General features: G+C 39.7%; 26 protein-coding genes. 6 read left to right on the forward strand and 20 right to left on the reverse strand.

Annotated elements, in window-relative coordinates:
* Position 1 precedes the first annotated feature (1 nt).
* The 11 genes from BFM98_RS05495 to BFM98_RS05545 form a co-directional block, all read right to left on the reverse strand.
* On the reverse strand, positions 2-412 hold the full coding sequence (locus tag BFM98_RS05495; RefSeq protein WP_066036772.1) for an SRPBCC family protein: 411 nt from the start codon (positions 410-412) through the stop codon (positions 2-4).
* A complete protein-coding gene (locus tag BFM98_RS05500; protein ID WP_048392816.1) occupies positions 409-735 on the reverse strand; it encodes an ArsR/SmtB family transcription factor in 327 nt (108 codons plus the stop codon). Before BFM98_RS05500 ends, BFM98_RS05495 begins: the two co-directional genes overlap by 4 nt.
* A gap of 290 nt (positions 736-1,025) precedes the next feature.
* Positions 1,026-1,712, reverse strand: coding sequence for a Dph6-related ATP pyrophosphatase (locus BFM98_RS05505; RefSeq protein ID WP_066036773.1), 687 nt, complete (start codon positions 1,710-1,712; stop codon positions 1,026-1,028).
* 14 nt (positions 1,713-1,726) lie between these two features.
* Positions 1,727-2,800, reverse strand: coding sequence for a hypothetical protein (locus BFM98_RS05510; RefSeq protein WP_066036774.1), 1,074 nt, complete (start codon positions 2,798-2,800; stop codon positions 1,727-1,729).
* Positions 2,801-3,226: 426 nt separating this feature from the next.
* Complete coding sequence (gene proS / locus BFM98_RS05515; RefSeq protein WP_066036775.1) at positions 3,227-4,663, reverse strand: proline--tRNA ligase; 1,437 nt, start codon at positions 4,661-4,663, stop codon at positions 3,227-3,229.
* A gap of 368 nt (positions 4,664-5,031) precedes the next feature.
* Positions 5,032-6,741 (reverse strand): putative bifunctional diguanylate cyclase/phosphodiesterase, encoded by a 1,710-nt coding sequence (locus BFM98_RS05520; RefSeq protein ID WP_066036776.1) that lies wholly within the window; start codon positions 6,739-6,741, stop codon positions 5,032-5,034.
* Positions 6,742-7,132: 391 nt separating this feature from the next.
* Positions 7,133-7,303, reverse strand: coding sequence for a hypothetical protein (locus tag BFM98_RS05525; protein WP_048392829.1), 171 nt, complete (start codon positions 7,301-7,303; stop codon positions 7,133-7,135).
* Between the two features lie 214 nt (positions 7,304-7,517).
* Positions 7,518-7,667, reverse strand: a complete 150-nt coding sequence (locus BFM98_RS05530) for a hypothetical protein (protein ID WP_004230023.1) — start codon at positions 7,665-7,667, stop codon at positions 7,518-7,520.
* A gap of 161 nt (positions 7,668-7,828) precedes the next feature.
* Positions 7,829-8,323 (reverse strand): DinB family protein, encoded by a 495-nt coding sequence (locus BFM98_RS05535; protein WP_048392831.1) that lies wholly within the window; start codon positions 8,321-8,323, stop codon positions 7,829-7,831.
* Positions 8,324-8,380: 57 nt separating this feature from the next.
* On the reverse strand, positions 8,381-9,343 hold the full coding sequence (locus tag BFM98_RS05540; protein WP_054550128.1) for a tyrosine recombinase XerC: 963 nt from the start codon (positions 9,341-9,343) through the stop codon (positions 8,381-8,383).
* A 311-nt stretch (positions 9,344-9,654) separates the two neighbouring features.
* Positions 9,655-10,068: a hypothetical protein gene (locus tag BFM98_RS05545; RefSeq protein WP_054550127.1), complete on the reverse strand. Its 414-nt coding sequence runs from the start codon at positions 10,066-10,068 to the stop codon at positions 9,655-9,657.
* A gap of 76 nt (positions 10,069-10,144) precedes the next feature.
* Between BFM98_RS05545 and BFM98_RS05550 the strand changes: the two genes are divergently transcribed.
* From BFM98_RS05550 to BFM98_RS05560, 3 genes are all read left to right on the forward strand, one after another.
* Entirely contained in the window at positions 10,145-11,635 is a 1,491-nt protein-coding gene (locus BFM98_RS05550; RefSeq protein WP_048392838.1) for a circularly permuted type 2 ATP-grasp protein, read from the forward strand.
* On the forward strand, positions 11,589-12,554 hold the full coding sequence (locus tag BFM98_RS05555; RefSeq protein ID WP_083225270.1) for an alpha-E domain-containing protein: 966 nt from the start codon (positions 11,589-11,591) through the stop codon (positions 12,552-12,554). The genes BFM98_RS05550 and BFM98_RS05555 overlap by 47 nt, the downstream gene beginning before the upstream one ends.
* A gap of 61 nt (positions 12,555-12,615) precedes the next feature.
* On the forward strand, positions 12,616-13,470 hold the full coding sequence (locus BFM98_RS05560) for a transglutaminase family protein (RefSeq protein WP_048392841.1): 855 nt from the start codon (positions 12,616-12,618) through the stop codon (positions 13,468-13,470).
* A gap of 43 nt (positions 13,471-13,513) precedes the next feature.
* Here BFM98_RS05560 and BFM98_RS05565 read toward each other — a convergent pair whose 3' ends face one another.
* Positions 13,514-14,389 carry a tyrosine-type recombinase/integrase gene (locus BFM98_RS05565; RefSeq protein ID WP_066036777.1) on the reverse strand — a complete coding sequence of 292 codons (876 nt, stop codon included), beginning with the start codon at positions 14,387-14,389 and terminating at the stop codon, positions 13,514-13,516.
* 367 nt (positions 14,390-14,756) lie between these two features.
* Here BFM98_RS05565 and BFM98_RS05570 point away from each other — a divergent pair, with 367 nt between their 5' ends.
* A complete protein-coding gene (locus BFM98_RS05570; protein WP_066036778.1) occupies positions 14,757-15,551 on the forward strand; it encodes an enoyl-CoA hydratase/isomerase family protein in 795 nt (264 codons plus the stop codon).
* A gap of 46 nt (positions 15,552-15,597) precedes the next feature.
* Here BFM98_RS05570 and BFM98_RS05575 read toward each other — a convergent pair whose 3' ends face one another.
* Positions 15,598-16,413, reverse strand: a complete 816-nt coding sequence (locus BFM98_RS05575) for an ATP-binding protein (protein ID WP_066036779.1) — start codon at positions 16,411-16,413, stop codon at positions 15,598-15,600.
* Positions 16,414-16,427: 14 nt separating this feature from the next.
* The gene (locus tag BFM98_RS05580) at positions 16,428-17,309 is read right to left on the reverse strand and encodes an aminoglycoside 6-adenylyltransferase (RefSeq protein ID WP_066036780.1); all 882 of its coding nucleotides are present in this window, start codon (positions 17,307-17,309) and stop codon (positions 16,428-16,430) included.
* Between the two features lie 232 nt (positions 17,310-17,541).
* On the opposite strand from BFM98_RS05580, the gene BFM98_RS05585 reads away from it, so the two are divergent.
* A complete protein-coding gene (locus BFM98_RS05585; protein WP_066036781.1) occupies positions 17,542-18,717 on the forward strand; it encodes an aminotransferase class I/II-fold pyridoxal phosphate-dependent enzyme in 1,176 nt (391 codons plus the stop codon).
* Positions 18,718-18,772: 55 nt separating this feature from the next.
* Here the strand turns inward: BFM98_RS05585 and BFM98_RS05590 are convergent, their stop codons facing one another.
* The 4 genes from BFM98_RS05590 to BFM98_RS05600 all read right to left on the reverse strand — a co-directional run bounded on the left by BFM98_RS05590 (position 18,773) and on the right by BFM98_RS05600 (position 21,454).
* Entirely contained in the window at positions 18,773-19,138 is a 366-nt protein-coding gene (locus BFM98_RS05590; RefSeq protein WP_048392856.1) for a cupin domain-containing protein, read from the reverse strand.
* Entirely contained in the window at positions 19,119-19,250 is a 132-nt protein-coding gene (locus BFM98_RS24400; protein WP_256389907.1) for a hypothetical protein, read from the reverse strand. The genes BFM98_RS05590 and BFM98_RS24400 overlap by 20 nt, the downstream gene beginning before the upstream one ends.
* Positions 19,240-20,439 (reverse strand): AI-2E family transporter, encoded by a 1,200-nt coding sequence (locus BFM98_RS05595; RefSeq protein ID WP_048392857.1) that lies wholly within the window; start codon positions 20,437-20,439, stop codon positions 19,240-19,242. The genes BFM98_RS24400 and BFM98_RS05595 overlap by 11 nt, the downstream gene beginning before the upstream one ends.
* A 64-nt stretch (positions 20,440-20,503) precedes the next feature.
* Positions 20,504-21,454, reverse strand: a complete 951-nt coding sequence (locus tag BFM98_RS05600; RefSeq protein WP_048392859.1) for an LCP family protein — start codon at positions 21,452-21,454, stop codon at positions 20,504-20,506.
* Between the two features lie 174 nt (positions 21,455-21,628).
* On the opposite strand from BFM98_RS05600, the gene msrA reads away from it, so the two are divergent.
* A complete protein-coding gene (msrA, locus tag BFM98_RS05605; protein ID WP_083225272.1) occupies positions 21,629-22,150 on the forward strand; it encodes a peptide-methionine (S)-S-oxide reductase MsrA in 522 nt (173 codons plus the stop codon).
* Between the two features lie 61 nt (positions 22,151-22,211).
* Here msrA and recQ read toward each other — a convergent pair whose 3' ends face one another.
* Together recQ and BFM98_RS05615 are read right to left on the reverse strand one after the other, a co-directional pair.
* Positions 22,212-23,984, reverse strand: coding sequence for a DNA helicase RecQ (gene recQ, locus BFM98_RS05610; RefSeq protein ID WP_066036782.1), 1,773 nt, complete (start codon positions 23,982-23,984; stop codon positions 22,212-22,214).
* 7 nt (positions 23,985-23,991) lie between these two features.
* Positions 23,992-25,095, reverse strand: a complete 1,104-nt coding sequence (locus BFM98_RS05615; RefSeq protein ID WP_175400718.1) for a TcaA NTF2-like domain-containing protein — start codon at positions 25,093-25,095, stop codon at positions 23,992-23,994.
* Positions 25,096-25,160: the final 65 nt, after the last annotated feature.

Below are 25,160 nucleotides of genomic sequence, written 5' to 3' on the forward strand. Positions count from 1 at the left end.
ACTACGCTAATACTTTTTCAAGCTGTGCACTCATATTTGTCCAAGCATATTTTGCTCCCTCGATTGCACCTTGACGCGCTTTCGTTTCTTCGCTGAAGCCACCTTGATCAAGATGAAGCTGAGTCGAGCCATCTGCTTCCTTTGTTAATGTCCACGTAACTGTTGTTGTTTCGCCAGCACTTGTCCAAGTGTAAGATAATTTGTGAGGCTCTTCCACTTCCAGTACCTCACAGTCTACAATACCGTCCCACCATTCATTTGGTTCAGCACGGAATTGGAATTTATGCCCTACAATTGGTTGGAAGTCATTGCTCCAGATCCATTTTGCTAGCGTATCTGAGTCAGTTAAAGCATGCCATACTTGTTTGATGGAGCTTGTAAATTTAAAATCTAATGATACATCTGGTTTCATTTTTTTTCCTCCAATAATAGATGTAATTTCGCAATTCTTTCTTTCCAAAAACCTTCATAAAACGATACCCAATCTTGTATTTCTTTCAATGGAGCTGCATTCAATCGATATCTCGTCTCTCTACCTTCCTTGCGTGCAAGAACGAGGCCAGCATCTTTCAGAATGGCTAAATGTTTCGAGACAGCAGTACGCCCCATATCAAATTGAGCGGTTAATTCGTGAAGCGGTAACTCATCTACCTCTGCCAATAAACGGATCAACTTTCGTCTTGTAGGGTCAGCAATGGCTACATAAACGTCACGCTCTTGATGATTGTTATTCAAAACCACCACCCTTTCTAATAGGACACTAATTGGTGTCTTAATTATATGACACCAATTAGTGTCCAGTCAAATATTATTTTGGTCAAAGTGATAGGAGTTCTATACCTACAAGGAAAAACTAGCTGAAATACAAAAAAAGTACAGAGGAGGAGCCTATGTACTTTCAGGTAATTATTCATTTGGTATCTTCATTTGTTATGGAGACATGTAACAGAATAACAATACGCCTCAAAAGAAAAACCCTTATTGTCATGAATTGCGCATCCCAATAAAGGTTTTCTGATGTGAATTTATGCTAGCTCTAAGGGTAAAAAGGCGTAGTCTCCATCTCTTATAACGGAACCTTTGCGCACCGCAATTGGCTGCTGGAAAAGAGGGCCATCAATGACGGTCGTATGGAATTCGCCGCCTTCTCCGCATGGGTCAATGCTACGGGCTTCAAGCTCCTTTACATATTCAGGGGTAAGCACACGCCCTAAATCGTCCTCCGTCATGCCCAAGGATAGGTTGACCGTGACAATCATTGTAATAAAGCCTAAGTGAATAAATTCATCGACAGCCTCACGATGGTTCATCTCCCACAATGGCATGCCTAGCTTTAAACCTACCTTTTTAGTGACTTTATCGTGCCAGCAGCCATGTGCAGGCATATCTAAATCTCCTGTTACTAATACTTCAGCTCCCTGCTGCTTTGCATTTACTAATAAACCTACAAATACTTCTTCATAATCTGCCCAGCTTGCTGCAGCAGTATAGACTGGCAGCCCAATAGAGTCAGCTTGTGCCTGGATAAGCGCAGGTGGCATCCCGTGGGACCTTGAACGTTTCCCTTCTTCCTCCAGCATCACTATGAGCCCCATTGCTTGGCCCACCTGTGATGCTTTATATAAAGCTAAAACACTATCCTTGCCACCACTAAATGAAGCAATAAATGTGCGATTTTGTGCATTCTGTTTCCAGCCTGTTGTGTTGGTCATATCCTTGTCTCCTTTTACTGTTCATCAAGATATATGCTTCTAGCATCCTCGTCAAAAAACTCTATAATCGATGGATAATTATTAATGTTAATATTGGCCTCTTTCAAAATCTTTTGCATAAAGATGGTATCGACAAAAATTTTATTGATAATCATCCTACCTATTGATGGTAAGTCACGGAAATACGCTATTAACTGAATAAGGTCATCAAAGTGAAAAGTCAAAATATAAGTGACATAATTCTGTAATAGCATACTAAAGCAATGCTCACGATAAGGATTCGATTGATGATCGAATAGAAAGCTATGAAGCAATTGATAGAATGCCTTATTATTTTGATTAAACATATGTAAAAAAACATCTACATTGTTAATTAGATGTAGGTACTCTATGCCATCTTCAAAAGGCATAACGAGTCTTTTTGATTTTCCTTCGATGCTTCTCAATAGTTCGATTGTCAGCTTCTTGCAAGCATTTATCTCATGGGGTGTTAATAATGTTCTGTCATGCTTATGCTTACAAATATAAGCATGATATTGAGAAAAATATTGCTCCATATTGATATTCGTTTTAGCATGAATTAAAGTTCCTTCTTTGAACGAAAAAGCATAAAGCGTTTCTTCGTTCACTGGATGGCTATACAGATAGAAAAAGAATAAAAAGTCCTTTAACTGTTGTTTCTGCTCTTTGCTGAGTATCGTAACATGCTCTAATTGAGCAAGCTGAAAGAAGCAATAGTTTTTCATAAAATCATTCATCTTGTTATACGGGTTCCGTGGAATTATTCTAGTCGTTGCATTTATTGTGTAGAGCAAATAATAGCAAACTTGCTCATCATAAACATCTAGCTGCTTGAAACAAGATGTAAGCATAGGCTGCCAGTCTGGCTTTTGAACATAATGCGGATTTTGTGGTTGAAATGCCTCTGCCCATTCCAAAAATGTCCCCTGTTCGTGATCAATAAAAAAGAGCTCTGCGCTAGTATCTTCTAATAAAACATATTCGAAGTCCTTCATTTGAACAGCTGGTAATCCCCGGTTAAATTTGATATTAAGGTAGTTATCAAATACTTCTTGTAATACTGTCATTCATATCCCCATTTCTTTAGGATTTTTCAGAAGCAAACGTCCCTTCATTTTATCACAATCATGATGAGAACTTGGCGATAGATGCTAAGGTGGAAACACCATTATGAGTGATTAAGACAGCTCGTTGAATCAATGCCTATTTTTAGGTTATCTGGAGGAGCCATGGAGAAACAAGGAGCGAGAATTTTAACTATCCAAATGGAGATGAAATCTTTTGTATAAAGAGCTTTCTTTTTAGCAGAACAGGTAAATAGGTAACTATAAGCGTTAGATGGTCAAAGCAGAGAGTTAAATTTAGATTTACGACTCATTAAGAAAGCACAGGGAGTTATTGTTCACCATCTTAACATGAAAAGCCCGAACTAAATTATAAAACAACCTAGTGTGCCTCATAATTGTTCGGGCGTTCTGTTCATGCTTTGTTAATTAATAAGCTTGCGCAAACCAAACTGTATGTTTTGCTTCGTTTCCACAGCCAATACATGTGGTTTTCGTTGTTGGTGGATTGAATGGAATATTGCGAGATGTGTATTTCGTTTCTTCCTTTACTTTTTCCTCACATGCATCCTCGCCACACCATCCAGCAAGTACCCAGCCTGGGATAGTGCCATTGTCTTTTGCTGTGTCAATGTGCTGCTGTAATTGTGGAAGTGTGTCAATTGTTGTGTGAGCATTTGCTTCACGGAATTGACGAGCTTTTTCTAATAAGCGCGTTTGCATGGTTGTTAATTCTTCTTCAATAGCTGTGATGATTGTAGCTAAATCAACAGTTTGTTTTTCTTCTTCATCACGCGCTTTCAGTAAAGCTTGCTTGTTTTCTAGGTCACGTGGCCCTAATTCAACACGAACAGGCACGCCTTTTAGCTCCCATTCATTGAACTTATAGCCTGGCGATTGGTCTGAATCATCCAGACGTACACGAATACCCTTCGCTTTTAAGGCTGCAAAAATCTCATCTAAATGCTCCATGATTTGAGGGTTCTTTTTCCATGGCCCTACTGGAATTAAAACGACTTGCGTTGGTGCGATGCGTGGAGGTAAAACAAGTCCCTGCTCATCACCATGCACCATAATAACCGAACCAATTAAACGTGTGGAAGTACCCCAAGATGTTGTGTGTACGTATTCGTGCTGGTTCGCTTTATTTAAATACTTGATATTAAAGGCTTCAGCAAATTTTGTTCCTAAATAATGGGATGTTCCTGCTTGCACAGCCTTGCCGTTTTTCATCATTGCCTCAATAGAGTACGTATCGACAGCCCCCGCGAAACGCTCAGAAGGGGTTTTTTGTCCGTCATAGACAGGAATTGCTAGCACCTGTTCTACGACTTCTTTATAAATGTCTAGCATTTGCATTGTTTCCTGCCGAGCATCTGCTTCGTCCACGTGCGCTGTATGCCCTTCTTGCCATAAAAATTCTGAGGTACGAATAAAAGGCAGTGTTTTCTTTTCCCAACGGAAGACATTTGCCCATTGGTTGATCAGCACTGGTAGGTCACGGTAGCTTTTAATCCAATTAGAGTAAAGATGACCAATCATCGTCTCAGATGTTGGACGAAGGGCTAGCCGTTCTTCTAATTGTTCTCCTGCTGCCTCGGTTACCCAAGGAAGCTCAGGTGAGAACCCTTCGATATGATCCTTTTCCTTTTGAAAGAAGGATTCAGGAATAAGCATTGGGAAATAGGCATTACGATGTCCTGTCTCTTTAAAGCGACGATCCATTTCCTCCTGAATATGCTCCCAAATTTCATAGCCGTCTGGCTTAAAGGCGATACAGCCTCGAACAGGTGTATAATCCATTAAATCGGCTTTTTGGATGGTCTCGATATACCATTTCGAAAAATCTTCTAGTTGTTTTGACATGTGTTCTCCTCCTATTTTGTTAAATGAATACTTGTTCAACCTGAATGAAGATTTAGCTGAAGCAAGAAAAAAAGCACAAAGCTGTCCTCTGAATAAGGACGTCTTTGTGCTGGAATGACGTGGTACCACCTTGATTTAGCTTTACGTAGAATATAAAGCCCTCTCACGTTTGATAACGAAAACGACTCGGTTATGTTTGCATAACATCTCCGTGGTAGGTGTTCAGTCAAGAAGCGGTGATATAGCTCTCAGCAGGTGCTATATTTTCTGTTTCACAATTCTTACTTACTTGGCCACATCATCAAATGGTTTATCATGTTAACAGTTTTACTTTATCCCACTTTAGCAAAATCATTCAGGAATAGCAATTAATAACTGGATTTAGTATTAACAATAAGATTCGTAAAATCTCCTACAGATAAAGGCTTACTGAAATAATAGCCCTGCACATACTCACATCCATGCTCACGCAGAACATTTAATTCAGCTTCCTCCTCTACACCCTCAGCTACTACTTGTAGGTTTAAGGCATGTGCTAAAGAAATCATGGCTGAAATCATAGCGATTCCAGACTTCTCAGGTACGATATCACGGACAAAGGCACGATCAATTTTAAGCACATCCACCGGGAATTTTTTTAAGTAATTTAACGATGAATAGCCTGTCCCGAAATCATCTAATGAAATAGTTATACCTAGTTCTCGTAATTGCTTGATGGTATCAATTAAATCTTCCGTATAATCAAGCATACTCATCTCGGTAATTTCAATTTCTAATAAATTAGGGTCAATGCCTGTTTCTGCAATGACACTACGCACCATATCTACAAAGCCACCTGTACTAATATGAATTGGTGAAATATTTACAGCTACCCGCAATGATAAATCATGTGATTCATTCCACTGACGAGCTTGAGCACAGGCTTTACGTAAAACCCATACACCAATATCATTAATCAGTCCACAATCCTCTGCAAATGGAATAAAACGATCTGGCGGAATATGACCTAATTCAGGATCATACCAGCGTAGCAATGCCTCCATACCAATAACAGAATCCGTTTTTAAGTCAATCTTAGGCTGATAATGTAATTCTAGACGATCTTGCTTTAATGCTTGATGCAATTTCGTTTCCAGTAAAAGCCATTTATCGTTAGCCTCGTCCATATTATCGCGATAGAGGCGATATTGATTACCTCGTGTAGATTTTGCTGCATACATGGCAATATCCGCATTTTTCAATAATTCTTCCACAGAGTTTGCATGATCTGGGAATACACTGATGCCGATACTAATACTCGCATAAAATTCATAGGTGTCGACAATAAAGCTTTCATTGAAGACGCCAATAATTTCCTTAGCCATTTCCTCAATGCGATTGACATCATTTAGAATCATGACAAATTCATCGCTATTGTGGCGATAAAAAGAATTCGAAGTATGATCAATATTGCGCAGACGATTGGACATTTCCACTAAAAACATATCGCCAATAATATGACCAAGTCCGTCGTTAATGTGTTTGAAACGATTCACATCAATGAAAAATAACGCAAACTTCTCTCCTGTACGTCGAGATTGATGAAATTCATTTTCTAAACGCTGTTCTAATTTGCGACGATTTGGTAGCCCTGTTAGTTCATCGTGATAGGCAATATGAGTAATTTTTTTAATGTCCTTTTGCGCTGTAATATCTACGCGAATGGCAATATATTGATAAGGCTTTCCTCGTTCATCTAGGAACGGAAAAATCGTTGTTTTCACCCAATATAAACTGCCATCCTTTGCACGATTGCACACCTCGCCATTCCACATATCGCCATTACCGATTGTTTTCCACATCTCTCTAAAGAAAGATTTGGGATGAAAGCCTGAATTTAGTAAACGGTGATCTTGACCAACTAATTCTTCACGCGTATACTTCGAAATTTTACAAAAATGATCATTAACAAAAGTAATTTTTCCGGTACGATCTGTAATCGCTACAATGATGGAACTATTCATGGCGGAAAAGATATCTTGTAATTCTTTTAGACTGTAGTTCATTTGATTAACACTACTAGGCGTGATATTCATCATTTTCATTCTCCATTCATTAAAATATGAAGGGTTTGGTACTTTTGCTTTATCTTACAGCGAGGTATAAAGTTGTGGTATATCGCCCTTTTTTATGTAATTATATTATAGTCTTAGAAAAGCAGTTAATTCAACCCAAATCTCAAAAACATTCAAAGCTGCATTTGATAGTTTTTAATAAAATAGACAAAAATTAGTGGATATAACCTCCTTGTAATTGTCTAAATATATTGTTATTCAATACTTTTGAACTATATTAAATAGTTTATTTAGGCTATTTATCTTTTTAATACAAAATATAAAAGTTTTATATAATATGTTTGAGTGTCTTGTAAAATTTTTGTTAAAGTAAAATGCCTTACTGTCCCACATAGGAAGTAAGGCATTTTATATGTTAAGAGACCTCATATTCTATTGAACCCCCTATTGATTTCGCCTGCATGTTGTAGGCATCTAATTGCTCTTGGGATAAACTTGAAATGTAATAGTGAAAATTAATAGGCTCTAGCCCATGCTCCTCACATACTTGACGATAAAATTCATAACCTTCTCGATAATCTGTCATCCTCATAACTTCCTTTCACATTCCCTATTTTACGTCTGATTTTTTGTTATATAACAGAAATATTATTTGTTTAAAAATATATAACAGACTACTGTACTTGTCAATGAATTATCTGAAATTTCTTGCTGAAATCACGAAAGCCCAGACCATTTTATTTAGTATGGCTGGGCTTTTCATAAAATATTCACGGCGGCTTCCGTCATAATCACTCCTTTTAAATTCCTAATTGTTTTGCTTGCATATTGTAAGCCGAAAGTTGTTGCTGTGATAATTGTAATACATAGTAACGGAAAGAAATTGGCTCCAATCCATAGCGCTCACACATTTCACAATAAAATTCATAACCATCACGATACTTTGACATTTAAATTTCCTCCTCTAACTAAATCTGTTTTATAACAGTTGTTATTATTTTTATTTAATATATAACAGATTATGTAGCACGTCAAGAGATTATAACAGAAAAATTGAATAACAATAAAAGGAATTTAGCTCGTCTCCTGTGCCAAATTCCTTTCATATATGTTATTCTCTAACGATTTCTTGTAATTGCTTGATATGACGCTGCTCGTGCATATAGACCATTTCAATCCATTGGTCGAGTGGTAATTCTCCTAAGGCTGGGTGCTTCACAGCGCGCTTAGTTAATGCTTCAGGTTCCTCGATTGTTTGCAAAAAGGCGAGGAGGTTCTTTCTTGTTGTAGCTAGTAAATCCAGCATCGCTTGAACAGTGAAAGGCTCTTCTGCTGGCTCTACAATAGGCGGTGCTTGGAACTTTCTTGTTCGATCTAAGATGAGCTGAACATTTTTTCGAGCGGGTGTTGACTGTTCCTCTGCCTTTAATCCCCATGTAATGGCTTTCTTTGTTGCTTCCTCTACTAATACGAGATGATGACAGATTTGTGCCACACTCCAGCTTTGTGCATCTGGTTTCTTATTAAAGGTTGTATCGTCCAATAAGTGAATTTCCTGAAGCAATTGTGTTCTTGTGGTATCGAGATGTTCTTTGACGTTTGACATCCTTGGCTCCCCTTTCATTAGGTCTTCTACTATATATTCGATATGGAGAGGGGAAAATCATCTTTCACGAACAATATTAAATGGATTATTCTCTAAAACATGCTGTAGCTGCTCATCTTCAATATGTGTATAAATTTGCGTGGTTGCGACGCTAGAATGCCCTAAAATGTGCTGCAAACTACGGATATCTGCCCCTGCTTTATACATCATCGTTGCGGATGTATGGCGTAGCTTGTGTGGTGTAAGTCGTTCTTTTTGAAGACCTGACTGCTGATTAATGCGTTTAACGATTTTGGCAACGGTTTGACGTGTAAAGCGTGTTCCCTTCTGAGACACAAATAGGGGCTCCTCGCCTTCGCCTTTATAGGGTGTCTTCCCACTGTTTTCATAGTCAGCAAGTGCCTGCATACAGCTATCATTTAAATAGACGGTGCGCTCTTTGTTGCCCTTCCCAATTACCGTTAAATAACGTCCTTGAATGGATGTCTTATTAAGCTGACATAGCTCGGTGACACGTATTCCTAAATTTAAGAAAAACATCATCATGCAATAATTTCTCGGGGATGCCTGATTGCTTTTAATCCCATCTATAAATTGTGTAGCTTCTTGTAGGTTCATATAAATGGGTCGTTTTCTGCCTATCTTTGGTGTCTCTAATTCATCTGCAGGATTTTCCTCGATAAGTCGACGTTTGCCTTTTAAGTATTTAAAAAAGGATTTTAATGTGGCCACTTTTCGTGCTCGTGCAGCAGCTGAATTGCCTCGCTGTACTTCGCAATATTCCATGAATAAATAAAGATCCTCTAATGTCATTTCGCGTATTTCTTCTATTGTAATAGTGCCAATATCAATGGCGGATAAATTCTCTATATCCAAATCCTCCTGGACAGCTTTGTGGAAGCGGAAAAATAAGGTCAGGTCATATTCATATTCTTTTCTTGTGCGCTGAGACTTTCCTTTGATGGTTGTTAAATAGACAAGAAAATCCTTCATGAATTTTGGTTGTTTTGTTTTTTGCATGCTCATCACCTCTATTTGCTCTATTTTACCATGAAAAAACGTTCCCAAATATAAATTTGGGAACTTTATTGAAAAAAATGCCCTTTTTCGCACGTTAGAACAAATGTTCTGTTCGAAGGTAATAAAAAAACCCCTTTTTAAAAAGAGGATTTTTGTTACAACTATTTTGTGACAGTTATAGGATTTTAGGCATAAAGTTCTCGGTAAATGAATATTAAAATCTAGTAGACTTTATTTGCTGTGTGAGACGCTTCGAAAAAACAATAGATGGGTAACTGTCCATGTCGATTCGTCTCACAACACGCATGGAATTATTTTACAAAAACTGAATAATTCCCATCCTCTTGTTTTGTTAGTGACCAGTTTGTCGATAACATTTGCTGAAGTCTTGTGACTGTTTCCTCATCACACGTTAAATGCTGGATACCTGTTTCTAATAGTTGGTAATCCTTCCCTTCTTCTAATTGAAAGCGTAGCTGCAATAAACGTTGGATGCCTGGTAATGTTACATACTTGATTCGATAATGGCCATGGTATGCATTTAAGAACTGTCGTTCCCCTTCCTGATATAGAGCCATTGTCTCGCTAAATTCATAGTTTGGCACTTGTTCTTGCCAAGCTGATACATCCCCCGAACGCAAAGCTCGTAAAATTTCCTCGTCTGATAAATTTAATTTGGATAGTTTATCTAATTCATATGCTTGCATTAAATTAATGATGGTCATGGTTGTTAGCTCCTTTTATGTATTTATTCACAGTGTAACATGTTTTCACTACTACTTGAATTCGGAGGCGTTCCATATGATGAATTTATATGATTCTAGTCTGTTTTTCGATGAAATGTTTGATGGCAATAAGCCAAAGCCTCATTATCGATCTTTTCATCATAAGCTAACCTTTTTTTCGCGGGAGCAACTTGAAGAAAAATACCGACAAGCGCAGGCGAGCTTTCTCAGACAAGGGATTACTTTTACGGTATATGGTGCACAAGATGGAACAGAACGTACCATGCCTTTTGATTGTGTCCCAATTATTATTCCTCAAACCAAATGGGCCATGATTGAAGCAGGTGTCAAGCAGCGCGTGGAGGCACTCAACAAATTTTTACAGGATGTTTATGGACAGCAAAAGATCTTTCAGGACGGTCTTATTCCGAGGCAGCTTGTTGAAAATAATCCTTATTTCAAACCAACCATGAGAGGACTTCAAGTACCAATTGCGAATCATATATTTTTAGCAGGGATTGATTTAATTCGGGATGAAAAAGGTGATTATCATGTACTCGAAGATAATTTACGCAACCCTTCCGGCATTTCCTATGTCTTTGAAAATCGGGATGTGATGAAGGAAGTATACCCTGAATTTTTCTCCAAGCATACGATTCGACCTCTTGATAAACAAATGGCTTATATGAAAAAAGCACTTCTTGCTCATCGTCCACCTTCCATGCAAGCAGAAAGAGAGCCTAAAGCTGTACTTCTGACAGCAGGCATGTACAATTCTGCGTATTACGATCATGTTTTTTTAGCCCAGCATTTAAACATCCAGCTCGTCGAGGGCCGTGATTTAGTTGTACAGGATTTGAAGGTCTATATGAAAACCATTTATGGCCTACAGCAAATCGATATTATTTATCGGCGGATTGATGATGACTTTCTAGATCCTACTGTCTTTCGTGAGGATTCTTTATTAGGTGTTCCACATTTGATGGCTGCTTATCAAGCAGGCCATGTATCCATCTTGAATGCCGTTGGAAATGGAGTGGCAGATGATAAAGCAATGTATGCCTATGTGCCTGAGATGATTCGCTATTATTTACAGGAAGAACCTATTCTACCGAATGTGAAAACCTATCATCTAGGAGATGACAGTCAGCGTGAATGGGTGCTAGAGCATATACACGAGCTCGTTATTAAAAACGTAGGAGCCTCTGGTGGCTATGACATGTTAATTGGTCCACATGCGAGTAAGGAAGAGATTGCTTTATTTAAGCAAAAAATTGTTGAACAGCCCTATCAATACATTGCACAACCAACGATTAAATTGTCCAGAGCACCTGCCTTCCAGAATGGGCGATTTTATCCTTGCCATGTTGATTTACGTGTCTATGTCATGAAGGGTGAGGATTGCTATGTGTTGCCTGGTGGTTTATCCAGAGTGGCACTACAAGAAGGGTCTCTTGTGGTGAATTCCTCTCAAGGGGGCGGTGCAAAGGATACGTGGATTTTAAAGGAGGAATTGCAGCATGCTAAGTCGAGTAGCCGACGCGTTGTACTGGATGGCACGTTATAGTGAACGTACACAAACAAATGCACATATATTACAGGTACAGCTGTTGAATATGTTGGAGCAATCTGGGCAAGAACATGATTATATTGATCATTGGGAGGCTGTTTTAAATATTTGTGCCTCTAAGGAGGAGTATTTAGCAAATTACACAACGATTCGTGTTAACCCTTTGATTGATTATCTTCTGTTTTCTGAGAAAAATGGTAATGCCCTTCATGCCACATTGCGTGCTATTCGGGAAAATGCACGAGTTACACGTGATAGTATGCCAACGGAACTTTGGGAAATTCAAAATTCCTTTTATTTAACAAAGCAACAGTCCATACTAAAAAGAGAACGACCGATTCCACTCATTGCCCTTCAAGATTTTTTACAGGATGTACGAAAGACTTTATGGATGGAGACAGGGTTAATTGAGGGCTCGATGGATCGCGATCTTCCCTTCTATTTTATGCAGGTCGGCAAATGGCTTGAACGAGCAGAAAAAACCATTCGGATGATCGTGATAATCGTAGAACAACAGAAGCGAACAGGTACGTCACTGTTAGAGGATGATGGTACCTTTTTATTGGATCTTTCCGCAGCAAGAGAATCTTTCATGCGGAAGCATCGCCAGACCAATTTACTAACGATCATTCGGTATTTAGTCCAAGATGCGCATTTCCCATGTTCTGTGATGTTCTGTGTAAAGAAAATAGAAGAAGCCATAACGGCTATTGAACATGATTCTTTATCCCCACGATTTTTAACGCTTCAGTCGGATATTAGTAGCCTTGTTCTTGCAATCGATCATATCGATTTTTGGCAAATGACTATTGAGGAAACCCTAAAAATGATGGAGGAAAGATTGTCTCAATGTATGGCTTTTAGTGATGCCTTTTCGACAATCTATCATTTATATGAACCCAGCGTACAACCTTGAAAGGAATTCACCACAGCTCCCTTTCAACAGGCAAGTCAGTAAGCAGAAGGAAGCGGACACGATGAAATTTGAAATTCAGCATACAAATATTTTTCAATATGAGTCTGAAGTCGATCAAAGCTTGAATACTATTCGTTTAAAGCCGCGTAGCGATGAGCGTCAGCGATTATTATCTTATCGAATTGCCATAACGCCATCCTCCCTAACCCGTGAGCATACGGATATTTGGGGCAATACTGTTGGTTCCTTTTATATACCAGAGCAACATCAAATACTAGAAATTCATACATCTTCAATTGTAAGTATTCAGCGTGCACCATTTATTCATCGTATTCAATATTCGCCCGAAATGCAGACCATCTTTCACTCACAGCTATTCTATGAGCATTATTTACCGTATTTAAAAGCAACACATTTTACATTTATGACAGAGCAGCAGCTAGAGGAAGTTTATCATGCGATCGGTCATGCTGAAAATCCTGTGCTCTTTTCGCTTAATTTAATGCAGTATTTATATTCTAGCTTTGAGTATGACCCGACAGCGACCAATGTAACTACAATAGCAAGTGAGGCATTTGCATTAAAACGGGGTGTTTGTCAGGATTTCACCCATGTCATGCTTGCTGTTTTACGGGCGAAAGGAATACCAGCTCGCTATGTCAGTGGCTATCTATATGTCGATGAAAACTCAGCCCTCATCGGAGATATCGCTACACATGCCTGGGTAGAAGTCATGATTCCAGGTATTGGCTGGATCGGTCTTGATCCCACAAATAATGTGGAAGTATTAGAAAACCATATTATTTTATGTATTGGACGCGATTATAGTGACATTAGCCCTGTGGAAGGGGTATATACAGGAGGCAAGCATGATTTAACAGTCAAAGTAAATGTCAAAGCATTGAATCATTTATAAAAGGCGTGCAGTAATGGTGATAAATCGCGATTACTGCACGCTTTTATTCTAGGCGCTGCTGTCTTTCTGTTAGCACCCATTTCCGTACATAGCCCATTTCTTGTTGAATGTGCTCCAGCGTTTTTTCCTGTTGAAACGCCCGTTGCATCACAGTATAACGCAAGTCAGTGGCTCTTACATTCTTCCCTATATCTTGTGACATCGTTTGAAAAATGCGTTCAACTGTTTTCGTAGTAATCGGCTTCGCTAAACTTGCCTCGCTTACCCAAACCCATTCCCCTATCTCTTGCTCATGTAAATTGGTCGTCTCTTTTTTATACTGTGCGAGCATGTCCATGAGGATCGGTGAACACTTTATTTCTCGACGTCCATTTCGGTTGGCTATAAAAAGAGTCGCTTTTTCTTCATTAAAGTGTGTCCATTTCATGCGAACGAGCTCGGCAGGCTTACAACCTGTTTCCATCAACACTTGAACGATACAGCCATTGCGTCTTGCCAGCCATGCATGCTCCTTTGTCTTAGCATATTGAAAATAGGTGGGCCATACGTTTGCAATTTGCATGATCTGCTTATTTGTCAGTGCTTGCAGTGCTTCTTTTTGTCTTTTTTTCGGCTGTAAAAGATGCTGATAATCAAAAGGCTCCACCCATTCTCGTAAAAAAATAAAGTCTACAAAGCCTCGTAATGTCGCTATCTTATGATTAAAAGTATTGATATTACTGTAAGTTTCCTTTAAATAGTCGCAGTAAAGCTGTAATAAATTTTTCAATTGATGATCTACATACAAGTAGTTTTGCTTATGGGCGAAAGTTAAAAATTGCTGTCCGTCCATATTGTATTGTTTTTTTGTAGCAGCACTTTTTTTCAAAGATTGTAGCAATAAATAGTAGCTATTCCATGCGTCCCTGAGTGTAATCAAATCGTCCCTCCTTGTCTACTTTGCGTGAGTTATTTATATTTTACTATATTTTGGGTGCGTAGGTTCAACTGCATTTTATCATATTGTAATGTCGGATAATCTGTATTTCTATAACATGAACCCGCTTCTACCATTCAAATGCCCCTTACGTAATGAAGAAACATATGTTCCTAAAGTAGTTTCTCATAATTTTTACTTTCTTACAATAGTAAATTCCGCTCCCCTGTTGTAGTACAATAAATGCTTACTATTCCCTACATTCTTGTATAACAACGCAATTTTATGTGAAAATTCGTATCATTTCGTGTTTATCGTTGATTGTGTTATATAATAAAGATAGACACTAACATGTAGGAGGCTTTCCGATATGCAAGTAAAAACGACTCGACTGGAAGCAGAAGATGCGAAAATTATTTATCAAGAAACAGCTGGGCTAGCGATTATTACGATTCATCGACCACAGGCAAAAAATGCATTAACGGCAAACATGTGGGATCAATTAGCCAAGATTGCCCTACAAGTATTAGATAATCCGAAAAATAAAGTACTGATTTTACGAGGCTCTGGCCAAAGCTTTACAGCAGGCTCTGATATTAAAGAGTTCAATGCCATCTCTCTTGAGCAAGCTGAAGAAGCGTTTGTACATATGGAAAAGACCATTTCAACCATTGAGCGCCTACCGATTCCAACGATTGGCGTCATCAACGGTCCGGCAATGGGCGCTGGCTTGGAATTAGCCTTAGCCTGCGATATCCGCATTGGCTCCGACAAGGCCAAGCTCGGCATTCCTGTCGGTAAATTAGGGATTACTTTAAATAACAAATTTGCGCAGCGTTTAGTTCAGCTCGTCGGCCCTGCCACAACCAAGGATTTAGTCTTTACAGGACGAATGTTTAAAGCAGAGGAAGCTTTCAAGCTTGGGCTGCTTAACTACCTAGTAGCTGAAAAGGATTTAAATAAATACATGATTCGAATGGGCAAGCTTGTTGCAGGGATGTCCCCTGAATCCTTACTTGCCGTGAAGCAATCCGTTCAGGAATGTCTCGATAGTGTGCCAACCTTATGGCAAGGCTCTTCGCCATTTGTGGGCAGTGATTTCGCAGAGGGTTGTCGTGCCTTTGTGGAAAAACGCCAGCCTCAATTTACCCGTCAACCAAAATAAAAAACAGGTACTCTTAACGCCAATGTGCGAGCGGAGTACCTGTTTTTTACGCCTTTTTCTTTTGTATAGCTGTTTTAACATGCACATGAATAGCATCTAATTCATAGCCAAAATGTAGATAAAAATCTTCCTGCACGGCTTGTTGTAATGCCAATAAACGGGCTGCTAATGGATAATCGATTGGTAGCTTCACCTGAATAGTGAGGATAGCTTGAACCTGATCCCCTAACACAAATTGTGCCTGCTCCACCTTTTGTACAATCGCCTGTTGGCTACAGCAGTATGTCAGTAGCTGTACATAAACAGGCTTGCTGATTTCTATATATTCCCGCTGAAAATCAGGACGCACAATCGTCGTTTCCCCGATTTTTTCTCGTTTCGATGAAAAAATCTCCATGCCCTTTTGCACCAATCGTTTAAAGAAATTTTGCTCCACTTGTCTATATGGAATCGGCATAACATGCTTGCCCTGTGTTTGACGGATAAAGCGTGCTTTTTGAATTTCTTTCAATGAACGGACATCTTCTACATTATAATAGTGTTCAATCGGACCCAGCTCTAGCTGCTTGGCAATACTATTCGTCATTTTAGTTGATGTACCTATCAGTAAAATAGATTGTACCTGATGATGAGCTAGCGCCTTTTGGACAGCCTCACGATGAGCTGGATCTGTAAAAATGGCACGTCGTACAGCAGTAATTGTATTCTTTTCGAATTTAGCAGAAAGACCTGCCACTCTGACGCCATTCACAATGAGTAATCCATCATCAACAATGGCCTCCACCCCTAATTTATGGGCAAAGGCCAGCGCACTTGTACTTTTGCCTGTGCCGCTTGGTCCACTTAATGAATAAACCTTCAATGCCCTCTTCCCCCTTACAAAATTGTTTTCGCATCTGGTGGTAATGTACGTACATGCTTCAAATAGGCTGACATACGAGCATCATCCTCGTGAGGGTACGAGAACTGGAAGTGATGGGCAACCTCCTTTGCGATGCTTCGAAAGAGTGTACATGCCGCAAACAGGGCATTCCACATGTTAGCATAATCAGCGTCGGCATAGGTTTTTACGTACAATGCCCAATAATTAGCTGGCACATAGTTTTTTAAATACTTTCCCATTTTGCCTGTAGATATCTGAAAATGATGATGCTGACCAATCCACCAATTAAGCATTTGATGTAAGGACTGCCTTGTCGTTTCCTCAAACATTTGCTTGGCATATGGGAGCTCATCTCGCCAAATGCCCTTGGCTATATTTTGTAAGCACCACCAAAAATCATTGGTACAGCTGGCAAATTGCCCAACAGTCGGTGGACTAATATGATAGCCACAATCTGAAGATGGAGAGATAGATGGCAAAAGCTGATCCTTATCGAGTAAAGGGACTGTCAGCTTGTCTTGTCCATATTCATCCAGCATAGCTTGTGTCGATAATAAGCGAAGGTCAATGCGATGCCCATCCTTTAATAACATTAAATATGTATAGCTATAAGAAAAGTCTTTGTCCAAGCCAAGCCCCTTATCCAATCGATCAGGCTCCTGCACCATCAGCTGCTCACCAAATACTTGAATCCATTTATCATCTTGTAAGAAAGAGGCTATATCTGTTACGACATACACAACATCAAAATCCTGAAACATATCCCTTGGTACATTCGGATTTGCTCTTGAGCCATTTAGGTAAACAGCACGAATTCTAGTGTCCTGTTGTGCAGTGGCTAGGATTAAATCATACATTTCTTGCTCTGTTCTCATAAGACTCACCCCACCTGAAAAGCTTTATACTCAGTATAATACACTTTCCTCTTTGAAGGAATTTATAGTAGCTTCTCCCAATGGCAGAAAATCTTTTTTCGCTAGTCTATGCACACATCCTCTCCATTATATAAATATTTTCTTTTTTCAGAATATCTGTCCCTTTCTGCGCTTCAGTATGATAAAATGTGAACTACTATTCTGTTATACAACTACAAGGAGTGTACTAGTTTTGAAAATCGTACCATCTAAAAAAATGTCATTATTTACACCAGCAATTTTCGGAGATTTGAAAAATTTTGCTCGAGAGCAGCAAGCAAAGGGCATGACCTTAATTGACTTAAGCTTAGGCAGCCCTGATCTTCCTCCGCATGCCAAAATACGTGAGCATCTTTCCTATCGTGCAGGTTTAGCCGAATCTTATGGCTATACACTGACTGGCACACAGCGTTTTTATGACGCGGTGAGTCGCTACTATAAGCGTCGTAGTAATGTGGATCTAGATCCCACGACAGAAATTATTCAAACAATTGGTTCGCAAGAAGGCTTAGTGCATTTACCAATTGCCTTTTGTGATCCAGGAGACATCGTCTTATCCACAAACCCAGCTTATGTAGCGTATGACGCAGGGATTCACTTAGCTGGCGCAACACCTTATTACATGCCTCAAACAGCCGACAACGATTATTTACCTGATTTAGACGCTGTACCAGAAGAAATTGCACAGAAAGCAAAGTTATTGATTTTAAACTTGCCAGGAAATCCTGTACCAGCGATGCCGTCATTAGCATACTTTGAAAAAGTCATCGCCTTTGCTAAAAAGTATAATATCATCGTCCTCCATGATGCTGCCTATTCAGAGTTCTATTTTACGGGAGATGGCCCTATTAGCTTCCTAGCTGCACCAGGAGCAAAAGAGGTCGGTATGGAGATTAACTCCCTCTCTAAAAGCTTTAGCCTTGCTGGAACACGTATTGCCTATATCGCAGGAAATGCAGAAATGATCGCTGTTATTAAGCAATTAAAATCAAATTTAGATTTCGGTATTTTCGAGCCTATTCAGGATGCGGCTGTCGTAGCATTGGATAACGCTGAGGAAATTACGGAAAGCTTACGTGCCACTTTCTCTGAGCGCCATAAAACGCTGATGAATGGCTTACAAGCTTTAGGCTGGGAAGCAGCACCCTCTGATGGTGGAATGTTCGTATGGGCTAAATATCCCTATGCTATCGATTGCACAGAATTAGCCTTTCAATTGATTGAACAAGTAGGCGTTGTCACAGTTCCAGGAACCGTATTTGGTACAGCAGGACAAGGCTATTTACGTTTAGCATTAGTTCAACCAAAGGAACTTCTGCAAGAAGCCGTGGATCGCTTAGCAAAAGTACAATTATTAGCAAAGCAATAATTAGTCAATGTAAAAACCCTTCTAACATTTTGTTGGAAGGGTTTTTCTATGATGGTTAAATCCATACATCATTTTCAGCGGTAAGCTCTGATTGCTCCTCACCTGTATTCACGACACCCATTGGCTCTACAAGCAGAATTTTACACTCCGAAGCTGCAAAGGGTTTATGTTCCACATTGCGTGGGACAACAAACATCTCTCCTGCACGCAAGCTTACCTGGCCATCTCGGAATTCGATGATTAATTGCCCCTCAAGGACGATAAATACCTCATCCGTATCCTCATGCTTATGCCAAACAAAATCCCCCTGAACTTTGACGAGTTTGAATTGATAATCATTCATTTCAGCAATGACCTTTGGAGACCAATGCTCTTGAAATTTAGCCAGTTTCTCTTGAAAATTAATCGGTATGTATGCCATTTCCTTTTCCCCCTTGCTTTGACTCTACTACTAGAATAGCATAATGCCGTTTTCTACAGCAAAAACCAGCTACTGCGTTGCTAGCAGTAGCTGGTCGTTTATTAGATATCATATTTTTGATGAACGTCATCTTCGTAGCGATTATAGCGCTGCTTAAAGAGCTTGAATAAATGCGTGACAAGTACCTTAAAGATTGCATAGCCCGGAATCCCTAAAATAACGCCTGGGACACCAAATAACGAGCCTGCCGTTAATAGTACAAAGATAATCGTAATCGGGTGAATACTGAGTGATTTCCCCATAATTTGCGGTGAAATGAACTTTCCTTCGATTAATTGAACGATTGTCCATACAATTGCCAGCTTAATCAGCATCAATGGGGATGTAACAAGAGCGATAATGACTGCTGGTGTGATCGCAATAACGGGTCCTAAATAGGGCACCACACTTGTAATCATGGCAAGGAAGCCGAGCAATAAAGCATACTTCATGCCAATAATTAAGAAGCCAATCGTTACCATTGCCCCAATACACATGGATACTAAAATCTGTCCCTGTATGTACGAACTAATTTGCTTGTCCATGTCATGGAAAATGTCAGTTACCTCTTTACGCATACGTGGTGGGCACACTTTCAGCATAAATTTCGGTAATTTTTCGCCCTCTTTTAGTAAATAAAACAGGATGAATGGCACCGTTACAAGTGATAGCACAATACCTGTTAACGTTGAAAGGAAGCCGGTAATACCAGATGCCACACCCTGTGCTACATTGGTCGCCATATCCTTCACTGTTTTTACCATATCCGTTGTGAAGTTATTCAAAACTTCATCAAAATTAAAACTAATTTTATCTAAGTACTCATTAAAACGTGAATGATTTAGGAATTCTACAATGTTTTGTGTAAATGCCATGAAGTACTCTGGGAATTCCTGTGCTAAATTCGTGAACTGATCGCGTAAAAACGGATAGACTAGCACCACAAGTAACGTAATGACACCAATGACCGCAATATAGAGGATTAAAATACCCCATATTCTTGGAATGCGCCATCGTACTAGAATCGCCAGCAATGGGCGTAATAAATAGTAACCAATGACGGCTAGTACCCCTGGTAAAATGACTACTTCAAATAAAACTTGTAGCGGGGTAAAGATAAAGGAAACTTGATTAAACATAAAAATAACACATGCCACCAGTAATAAAATTACCAGTGTAAATAATAGGTTTCTACCACCTAAAAAACGAATAAACTTGGTTGCTAACAGGCTTGAACGCTCTTTTGGTCTCTCTTTTTCCATATATCCACCCCAATCCAAATGCTCTACCTTTATATTACAGGATAATGCTGGTTTTTGCGAAACATCACTCTAGTGAAATACCTAAAAAATCACTTAAAAAGGCTTTGTTTTGCTCCACATCGATGACAATAGAATCGCCCGCATGGCTAAAGTTTTGGAATTGATAGCTACCCTCGATAGGGATGGTTGCTTTCTCAATGTTTACCTTGCCCTTTGATAGCAATTTAAGTACTTGCTGCATTTCCTCAGTAGATGAATAATCTGTTGTGATATAGCCCTGTGCCGCACCAACAAATTTTGGTAAATGCAACATATTCGTAGGCGTTAATAACTCTGTTTTTAATGCCTCAATCACTTTTTGCTGACGTGCAACACGCCCAAAATCTCCTTCTGCATCATGACGGAAACGCGCATAACCTAGTAGCTCCTGTCCATTTAAACGATGAACACCTTGCTTTAACTCTACCCCAATATTTTCAGACATGTCCTTTTCAACATCCATTTCCACACCATTTGGCGCTAAAATATCCACTAAGGATTCAAAGTTTTTAAAATCAATTAGTGCATAATGATGAATCGGTAGGCCAAACATATTTGTTAATGTATCCTTTAATAGCTGAACACCGTCTAGGTAGTAAGCTGTATTAAGCTTATAGGATTGATAGCCTGGAATATCCGCGTAAATATCGCGCATAAAGGATACGAGTTTAATGTCGTTGTTTGCTTTATTCCAGGATAATACCATCATTGTATCAGTCCGTGATTTTTCCTCTCCACGTGTATCGACCCCTAAAATCAAATAGTTTTCGATATCCCCTTTGATGCTATCACCCGTAAAATCCTCCTGTGCAACTTTGGTGTCGTTGGCTAGCTCAAGCCCGCTGCGATATTGCATGACCGAATAGCCGACAATCACAATGATACACAATAGTAATAGTGTAAAAAATGCTCTCCCTTTACGTAATCGACGCTTTTTAGGACGTTGGGAGCGTCTCGTATAATCTTGCTCTTCCATAACAACTAACTCCTCTATTTTGATATAGTTAATGTAACGATTGATTAGCTAGAAAGTTTCATTATAAAAAGGATCTATTCCATGTTTTTCTATCTAAACGTTATTTTACACCCATTTGCACAGTTTGGCGTAAAACAATGCTATAATATTTTCACAAAAGAAAGGATGATTCAAATGATAGAAAAAGCGACATTTGCTGGCGGCTGTTTTTGGTGTATGGTCAAGCCATTTGTCGAGTGGGACGGTATACATAAAGTCACTTCAGGCTATATGGGTGGCCACTTAGAAAACCCAACCTATGAAGATGTCAAAAAAGGAACGTCAGGTCATTTAGAAGTAGTCGAAATCGAATTCGACCCTGCTATTTTTAGTTATGAGCAGCTCCTTGATATTTATTGGATGCAAATTGACCCGACGGATGCGTATGGACAGTTCCATGACCGTGGCGAATCCTATACTACAGCAATCTTTACCTATACAGATGAGCAAAAGCAAATCGCAGAGGCATCGAAAGAAAAGCTTGCCAATAGCGGACGCTTTGATAAACCTATTGTAACCCAAATTCGCGATGCTGAACGCTTTTATCCAGCAGAGGATTATCACCAGGATTATTATAAAAAAGAGACAGCACACTATCAGCAAGACCGTGCCGTTTCTGGGCGTGATACGTTCATTGCGAAGCATTGGGAAAAATAATATAAAAGAGGTGTCTCCAGCTTGTGGGACACCTCTCTTTTATACAATAGCAACAAATTTATTAAACAGAGGCTTCTAAAAACGATTGTAGTGCGTCAAAGAAGCGTTGACCATACTTCTCAAATTTTACTTCGCCTATACCACTCACCTGTCGTAAATCCTCCAGTACAGTTGGTCTCTTATCACATAATTCACGTAACGTTTTATCAGAAAATACAACAAATGGTGGGACCTTTTCCTCGTCGGCAATCTCTTTGCGTAATACCCGTAAGTGTTCAAATAATGGATCATTATCCACCAGCTTCTTCACTGTGACAGCTTCCTTACGCATGACCTGTCGATTGCCAAGCAGCACTTCCTTGCCTTCAGCAGATACATAAATTGTAGGGAATGTACCGTGCTTCACAGCCAGCAAGCCCTCTGCAATTAAAAATTCGATAAAGTTGGAGACATCCTTTGAGGTATATTGTCCTTTTAAAATGCCATAGGTCGATAAACGGGCAAAGCCAAATTCAGCGATCTTTTGATTTTTAGAGCCAATTAAAACCTGTGCCACCATGGTCTTACCGAATTTTTGTCCCATACGCACAACACAGGCCAGCACCTTTTGCGCATCCTCTGTCACATCTGTCACTGCTCGCCCGTCAATACAGTTACTACAACGCCCACATGGCTCCTCCTCAACTTCTCCAAAATACGCTAAAATCGCATTCTGTAGGCAGCCCTCAGTATGGCAATAATCGACCATTGTTTGTAGTTTAGCTAGCTCCTGTGTAATACGAGCCTCATCCTGTGACTGTTCGATAAGAAAACGCTGTGTTTGAACGTCCCCTGAAGCATACAATAAAATACAAGCACTTGGCAGACCATCTCGGCCAGCACGGCCCGCTTCCTGGTAATAGCTCTCCATATTACGAGGCATTTGATAATGCAACACAAAGCGCACATTACTTTTATCAATACCCATACCAAAAGCATTCGTTGCCACCATGATACGTGCCTCATCTTTTAAAAACCGCTCCTGCTCAGCCATTCGTAAGTTCTCTGATAAACCTGCATGATATTTCGCAACGTCTTCACCAGAGCGACTCAGCACATCATAAATGGCATCCACAGCTTTTCGAGTAGCTGCATAAATGATGCCCACTTCCTGTTTATTTTGTTGTACATAATTTTTTACATAGCGTTCTTTATTTTCACCAATTAACACCGAAAGTGCCAAATTCTCACGTGAAAAGCCTGTCATGACCGTTGCCTGCTCATCAATCGCTAACAATTGACGAATATCATCACAAACCGTTGGCGTTGCAGTAGCTGTCAGTGCTAAAACAGTGGGCTTTTGGGGCCATAGCGTAAAAAGCTTGTGGATCGAACGATAGCTTGGTCTAAAATCATGCCCCCATTGCGATATACAATGAGCCTCGTCAATCGCAAGTAATGGGACAGATAAATACGACAATGCTTGAAGAAACGTCGTACTTTCCAGTCGTTCAGGTGCAATATAGAGGAGCTTTAAATAACCCGCACTAGCAAGCTGCATGGTTTCATCCACTTCCTGTGCCGTCAGCGTACTATTAATATAGGCTGCTGGAATATTTGCTGTACGTAAAGCCTCCACCTGATCTTGCATCAGTGAAATCAGTGGCGAAATCACGATGGTTAACCCCTCAAGCATTAGCGCTGGAATTTGATAGCAAATGGATTTCCCTCCACCTGTTGGCATGACACAAAGACTTGACTGCCCTCGTAATGTTTGTTCAATAATCTGGGCTTGTCCTTGCCGAAAGGTATCATAGCCAAAATGATGCTGTAGCATTTGTCTAGCTTGCTCCATGCAAAATTCACTCCTTGTTTGTGAGACCAAGTAGCTTGTACTCGCCCTGTTCATTTTTTTCTAACTCATACAACATGTTGGAGTAGGCAAGTGCCTCCTGTCCAGCAGCATTCGTCAGGATATATTCCGTTTTAGCCTGTACGATAAGACGCTGTCCCTTTACACGAATTGCCTGAATATCCGTGTCTGAGAAATGAATTTTGGCTTGCTTGGAAGCATAATAGGCAACCATACTAGCCAAGGTTTCCTGTATAGCCTCTGTCCCGACAATCGGTTTCAAAACACTTGCATCCTGGGTTGTCACAGCCCCCTTTAAATACTTGTGAAACGTATCTAAAAATAGCATAATTTCATCGGTATTATACGCAAATATATTTTCTCCATATTGTTCGATTGCTTGCTGTACAGCTTCTTTATCCCCTTGTTCAATATAGGGGTATAAGTTTTTCGATTGGGAAAGTCGTACACTGGCTGTCATGCCCTCCTCAATCCATTCATCGATGGATGCTTGGAATTCCTTTATAGGCAATATGTATGGCTGCGACTGTCCTTGCTGTTGTCGATTAACATATAATCCGACAATGGCTCCGTTTTCAGCCTCCATGACAGGGCTTCCTAAAGGTATCGATTGTTCCGCTTTTATATAATAAGCCGCTACTTTATCTTGGTATTTTTGAATCGTATAGGGTAAGCCATTCACATAAACAGCTAGCTGATTTAGCTCACCTTCATATAAATTAGGCACTTGCACATCCGCTTGATAGGTTACTCGTAGCAGGGCCATATTATAGGCTGTTGACATGACATGAATAGTCGCTGCTACCAGCTTGTCCTGACCAAATTGAACAAGGGCAGTTGGTTTGGAAGCCACTAGTGCGCCATTCGTTAAAATATACAGTTGATCATCCTGCTGCCTGATAATAATGCCTGCTCCAACACCATGCTCTCCAATCACTTTGACCTCTGGGACAATTTTTTCCTGTTGCTTCGTCACAGCTCCTTCTGATTCTACCTCTGCCTTTTTATTTTGAAACCATCCTGTCCCTATTTGTCTGTCGCAGCCTGCTACAAGAAAAGCTGTCGCTCCTAAAATGAGCACTTTTTTATACATACCTTCACCAAAACTTTCTATTCTACATTCTCTCTTCTCTATCATAATCAAGGACTAGTAATGTT

This window comes from Lysinibacillus sp. AR18-8 (assembly GCF_001705465.1).
Lineage (GTDB): Bacteria > Bacillota > Bacilli > Bacillales_A > Planococcaceae > Lysinibacillus > Lysinibacillus capsici.

What these genes read in the sequence shown, in the direction of transcription:
- BFM98_RS05495 (WP_066036772.1), bottom strand. Translation starts at nt 412, where the DNA reads ATGAAACCAGATGTATCATTAGATTTTAAATTTACAAGCTCCATCAAA.
- BFM98_RS05505 (WP_066036773.1), bottom strand. Translation starts at nt 1,712, where the DNA reads ATGACCAACACAACAGGCTGGAAACAGAATGCACAAAATCGCACATTT.
- BFM98_RS05510 (WP_066036774.1), bottom strand. Translation starts at nt 2,800, where the DNA reads ATGACAGTATTACAAGAAGTATTTGATAACTACCTTAATATCAAATTT.
- proS (WP_066036775.1), bottom strand. Translation starts at nt 4,663, where the DNA reads ATGTCAAAACAACTAGAAGATTTTTCGAAATGGTATATCGAGACCATC.
- BFM98_RS05520 (WP_066036776.1), bottom strand. Translation starts at nt 6,741, where the DNA reads ATGATGAATATCACGCCTAGTAGTGTTAATCAAATGAACTACAGTCTA.
- BFM98_RS05525 (WP_048392829.1), bottom strand. Translation starts at nt 7,303, where the DNA reads ATGACAGATTATCGAGAAGGTTATGAATTTTATCGTCAAGTATGTGAG.
- BFM98_RS05530 (WP_004230023.1), bottom strand. Translation starts at nt 7,667, where the DNA reads ATGTCAAAGTATCGTGATGGTTATGAATTTTATTGTGAAATGTGTGAG.
- BFM98_RS05535 (WP_048392831.1), bottom strand. Translation starts at nt 8,323, where the DNA reads ATGTCAAACGTCAAAGAACATCTCGATACCACAAGAACACAATTGCTT.
- BFM98_RS05540 (WP_054550128.1), bottom strand. Translation starts at nt 9,343, where the DNA reads ATGCAAAAAACAAAACAACCAAAATTCATGAAGGATTTTCTTGTCTAT.
- BFM98_RS05545 (WP_054550127.1), bottom strand. Translation starts at nt 10,068, where the DNA reads ATGACCATCATTAATTTAATGCAAGCATATGAATTAGATAAACTATCC.
- BFM98_RS05550 (WP_048392838.1), top strand. Translation starts at nt 10,145, where the DNA reads ATGATGAATTTATATGATTCTAGTCTGTTTTTCGATGAAATGTTTGAT.
- BFM98_RS05555 (WP_083225270.1), top strand. Translation starts at nt 11,589, where the DNA reads ATGCTAAGTCGAGTAGCCGACGCGTTGTACTGGATGGCACGTTATAGT.
- BFM98_RS05560 (WP_048392841.1), top strand. Translation starts at nt 12,616, where the DNA reads ATGAAATTTGAAATTCAGCATACAAATATTTTTCAATATGAGTCTGAA.
- BFM98_RS05570 (WP_066036778.1), top strand. Translation starts at nt 14,757, where the DNA reads ATGCAAGTAAAAACGACTCGACTGGAAGCAGAAGATGCGAAAATTATT.
- BFM98_RS05580 (WP_066036780.1), bottom strand. Translation starts at nt 17,309, where the DNA reads ATGAGAACAGAGCAAGAAATGTATGATTTAATCCTAGCCACTGCACAA.
- BFM98_RS05590 (WP_048392856.1), bottom strand. Translation starts at nt 19,138, where the DNA reads ATGGCATACATACCGATTAATTTTCAAGAGAAACTGGCTAAATTTCAA.
- BFM98_RS24400 (WP_256389907.1), bottom strand. Translation starts at nt 19,250, where the DNA reads ATGATATCTAATAAACGACCAGCTACTGCTAGCAACGCAGTAGCTGGT.
- BFM98_RS05595 (WP_048392857.1), bottom strand. Translation starts at nt 20,439, where the DNA reads ATGGAAAAAGAGAGACCAAAAGAGCGTTCAAGCCTGTTAGCAACCAAG.
- BFM98_RS05600 (WP_048392859.1), bottom strand. Translation starts at nt 21,454, where the DNA reads ATGGAAGAGCAAGATTATACGAGACGCTCCCAACGTCCTAAAAAGCGT.
- msrA (WP_083225272.1), top strand. Translation starts at nt 21,629, where the DNA reads ATGATAGAAAAAGCGACATTTGCTGGCGGCTGTTTTTGGTGTATGGTC.
- recQ (WP_066036782.1), bottom strand. Translation starts at nt 23,984, where the DNA reads ATGGAGCAAGCTAGACAAATGCTACAGCATCATTTTGGCTATGATACC.
- BFM98_RS05615 (WP_175400718.1), bottom strand. Translation starts at nt 25,095, where the DNA reads ATGTATAAAAAAGTGCTCATTTTAGGAGCGACAGCTTTTCTTGTAGCA.